The 3,339-nt window shown below is 71.3% G+C and carries 4 protein-coding genes; all 4 read left to right on the top strand.

What is annotated here, in order from left to right:
- Positions 1-486 precede the first annotated feature (486 nt).
- Positions 487-891: a hypothetical protein gene (locus ACFV0O_RS41320; RefSeq protein WP_380350192.1), complete on the top strand. Its 405-nt coding sequence runs from the start codon at positions 487-489 to the stop codon at positions 889-891.
- Positions 888-1,292: a hypothetical protein gene (locus tag ACFV0O_RS41325; RefSeq protein WP_380350195.1), complete on the top strand. Its 405-nt coding sequence runs from the start codon at positions 888-890 to the stop codon at positions 1,290-1,292. The genes ACFV0O_RS41320 and ACFV0O_RS41325 overlap by 4 nt, the downstream gene beginning before the upstream one ends.
- A gap of 36 nt (positions 1,293-1,328) precedes the next feature.
- Entirely contained in the window at positions 1,329-1,760 is a 432-nt protein-coding gene (locus ACFV0O_RS41330) for a hypothetical protein (RefSeq protein WP_380350198.1), read from the top strand.
- 524 nt (positions 1,761-2,284) lie between these two features.
- Positions 2,285-3,178 (top strand): methyltransferase domain-containing protein, encoded by an 894-nt coding sequence (locus ACFV0O_RS41335; protein WP_380350200.1) that lies wholly within the window; start codon positions 2,285-2,287, stop codon positions 3,176-3,178.
- The last annotated feature ends 161 nt before the right edge of the window (positions 3,179-3,339 follow it).

Below are 3,339 nucleotides of genomic sequence, written 5' to 3' on the forward strand. Positions count from 1 at the left end.
CTGTGTATCTGCCGGAGCTCGGTTACATCCGGGTCTGGGTCTTCTGCTTGAGGCGTTCGTAGGGGGGTCTGGCCACCGAGGGCGCCGTGTGGGCGGTGGAAGTTGTAGGAGTCCTCCCATTCTCGGAGTTTGTCGTTGAGGACGCCGGGTGTCGTCGATGACGGCACCGGCGAGCACGCGGTGGAACTCCTCGGCGTCGATGCGGTGTGAGCGTTCGACCTTGCCGTTGAGGTGTGGGACGCCGGCTTGATGTAGGTGTGGGCGATGCCCCTGTCGAGCGCGTGCCAGTGGAAGGCGGACTGGAACTCGGGGCGCCGTGGTCGACAGAAATGGGGGCGAAAGGGCCATGGCCTGCCAAAAGACCCTGTGGACACCCTTGAACGGAATCATGATTACCTCTTCCGGCGGATGTGATGCGTGCTCATAGCCGGTGCACCAGACTCTCCCCTCGGTGCCCCCGGGCTGTCGGGGGCGGACGGGAGAACCATGCGACTGACCAAGCGCCTGGCCACGACCGGCGCGGCCCTGGGCCTGGCGACGGCCGGGCTGGTCGGACTCGGCAGCACGAGCGCGCACGCCGCCGACAACTGCCAGGAGCTCGACAGCTACTACGGGGCGCGGATCAACATGTGCATCTACCGCGTCAACTTGTGGGACGTCACGATGCACTACAACGTGATCCGGCGCGGATCCACCGACGAGCGTGTCTGGTTCACCGCGTACACGCCGGGCTGCGGGAGCGGCACCTACACCGACGTGTCGGGGAACGACTACAGCGAGCCGTCGAAGTACTTCGAGGTGGTGTGCGCGGGCCAGGTCGGCGGCATCACCGGCTGGATATCGGAGTCCGGCAGCAACAACTCGGTCGGCGGCGTGGGGGTGACCTGGTGAGCGCGGCGAGGCGTCTCAGCGCGAGCACGGCGGCCGTGGGCCTGGCCGCCGCCGGCCTGGTCGGTCTGACCGCCACTGCGGCTCACGCCGATGGCTGTACCGACTTCGGCACTCGCTACCACGCGGTGATCCGCGCCTGCGCGCACCAGGACGGCTACCCGGGCTGGGTGGGCATGAGCTACAGCGTGGTGACGGCTGGGAGCACCGATGAGCGCGTCTGGTTCAAGGTCGAGTCGAGCTGCGGCGAGAAGTACTTCTCCGGCAACGACGTGCAGGAGCCCAGCTGGAGCCTGGGCTACACCTGCGGCAGCCTCACCGGGGGCTACATCCGCTCCGTCGAGGTGTACACCACGGAGTCCGGCGTGCAGGACAGCAACAGCTACTTCCCGGTCTACCACTGACCGCTGATCGAGTGATCGAGTGATCGAGGAGAGACGATGAAGAGCATGATCAAGCGGCTCGCCGGCACGGGCGCGGCGCTCGGCTTGGCCGCGGCCGGTGTCGTGGGGCTCGGTGCGGGTGCGGCGCACGCGGACGGGCAGCGCTGCGCGGAGCTGGACACCCGGTCCGGTGCGCGGATCTCGATGTGCGCCTACGTGGTCAACGCGAACTACCTGAAGATGAGCTACAACGTGATCCAGCGCGGCAGGACGGACGAGCGCGCGTGGTTCCAGGTCACCTCGCAGTGCGGGCAGTATCCGGGTGCTGAGGGGTCGTCGTACGACTGGTTCTCCGACAACGACTACAACACCAGCTACGACACCTTCGAGAAGTGGTGCGACGTGCCGAACGGCGGCTTCAACGTCGCGGTCAAGGTCACCGAGTCGGGGAACGTCTCGGACTATCAGGGCGTCGTCTACCTGTACTGATCTGAGTAGCGAGCGGAGTGGGGCCCAGCGCCACCGCAACCCGGCCGCCCGGCGGGCCGACCTACGCCGGCCCGCCGAGCGGACCCGGGCGCCTGCGTCGAGGCCGGCGACCCCGGCCGGGCGCGGCCCCACGTGTTCTGACGCACCGCCCGGTCCCGCCCGCACAAAGGCCCCGCCCTGGCGGATGGGTGACCATCCCCGGGGCGGGGTCGACGCATGCTGCAGCAGCAGGATCAAACCGCGGAGCTTCATCCAGCTCCGCCCGGACGGGGCCCCCAGGCGCTGACCCGCCCAGGCCGGCACCTGGGGAATTACGCCGACACGACGCCTGGGCAATGCCACCGTCGTTCACAGGTCAGTGCCCGGCCTGGCCGGGACCGCGCGGCGGCTCGTAGCAAAGATGCGGCAGTCCCGGCCCAGCAGTGCGGCCGGGCGCCGGCCGGTGAAGTGCAGGAACTCACGGGTGAAGTGGTTCTGGTCGTAGAAGGTGGCGCCGGCGGCCAGGGAAGGTCGACCATGTGGTCATGACCTCCTCGCCCCGCCCGCCGTACGCCGGTGGCCGACCGGATCCGACCGACGGGACCACTGGGCCCGGTGGAGAGTCCGCTTCCGCCCGCGGCTACCTGCTGGACAACGCGCGCGCCGAGGCGGGCGAGCGGTTCGTCTGGCTGGCCGAGCTGTTCGACGGTGTGACGCGCGGGCACTTCGACCGGCTGGGGGTCGGTGCCGGCTGGCGCTGCTGGGAAGTGGGGGCCGGTGGCCCCGGTATCCCTCGGGCGCTCGCGGCGGCCGTCGGTCCGACCGGGCACGTGCTGGCCACGGACATCGACCCGTCGTGGCTGAAGGCGGGCGACGGGTACGAGGTGCGACGGCACGACGTCGCCGCCGACCCGCCGCCGGAGCCGGGGACGTTCGATCTGGTGCACGCCCGGCTCGTGCTGGTCCATGTACCCGACCGGGCGAGGGCGCTGGCCACGATGGCGGCAGCGCTGCGGCCCGGCGGCCGGCTGCTGGTCGAGGACGCCGACACCGCTCTGCAACCGCTGGCGTGCCTGGACGACAGCGGCCCCGCGCAGCGGCGGGCCAACCGGCTGCGTGACGCGGTCCGGGAGCTGCTGGCGCGCCGCGGCGCGGACCTGCGCTATGGCCGGACCCTGCCGCGGGCCTTGCGTGAGGCCGGCTTGGTGGATGTCGCCGCGGCGGGCACCTTCCCGGTCGGCGGGCCGGCCTGCGACCGGTTGGAGGCGGCGACCATCCGGCACGTGCGCGGCGAGCTGCTCGCGGCGGGCCTGGCCGACGACGCCGAGATCGACGCGCACCTGGCCGCCGTCCACGCGGGCGAACTCGACCTGACACTCGCGCCGCTGATCTCGGCCTGGGGACGCCGTCCGGCCGAGCACCCTCCGGCACTCGGTTAGGGCGGGTCGGGGGCGTTGTCCGCCCCGCCCACGGCGCTGTTCGCCGAGGGAGGCCGGGCGGCTCGCGCAGGGTGGTGCGCGCCGCGCGCCGCGCGCCACCGGAGCAGGGGCTGGCCCGCCGCCCGTCCGGCGTCTCCCGACGACACAACGTCGACCGAGTC

It is taken from the genome of Kitasatospora sp. NPDC059577, assembly GCF_042735475.1.
Taxonomy (GTDB): Bacteria; Actinomycetota; Actinomycetes; order Streptomycetales; family Streptomycetaceae; genus Kitasatospora.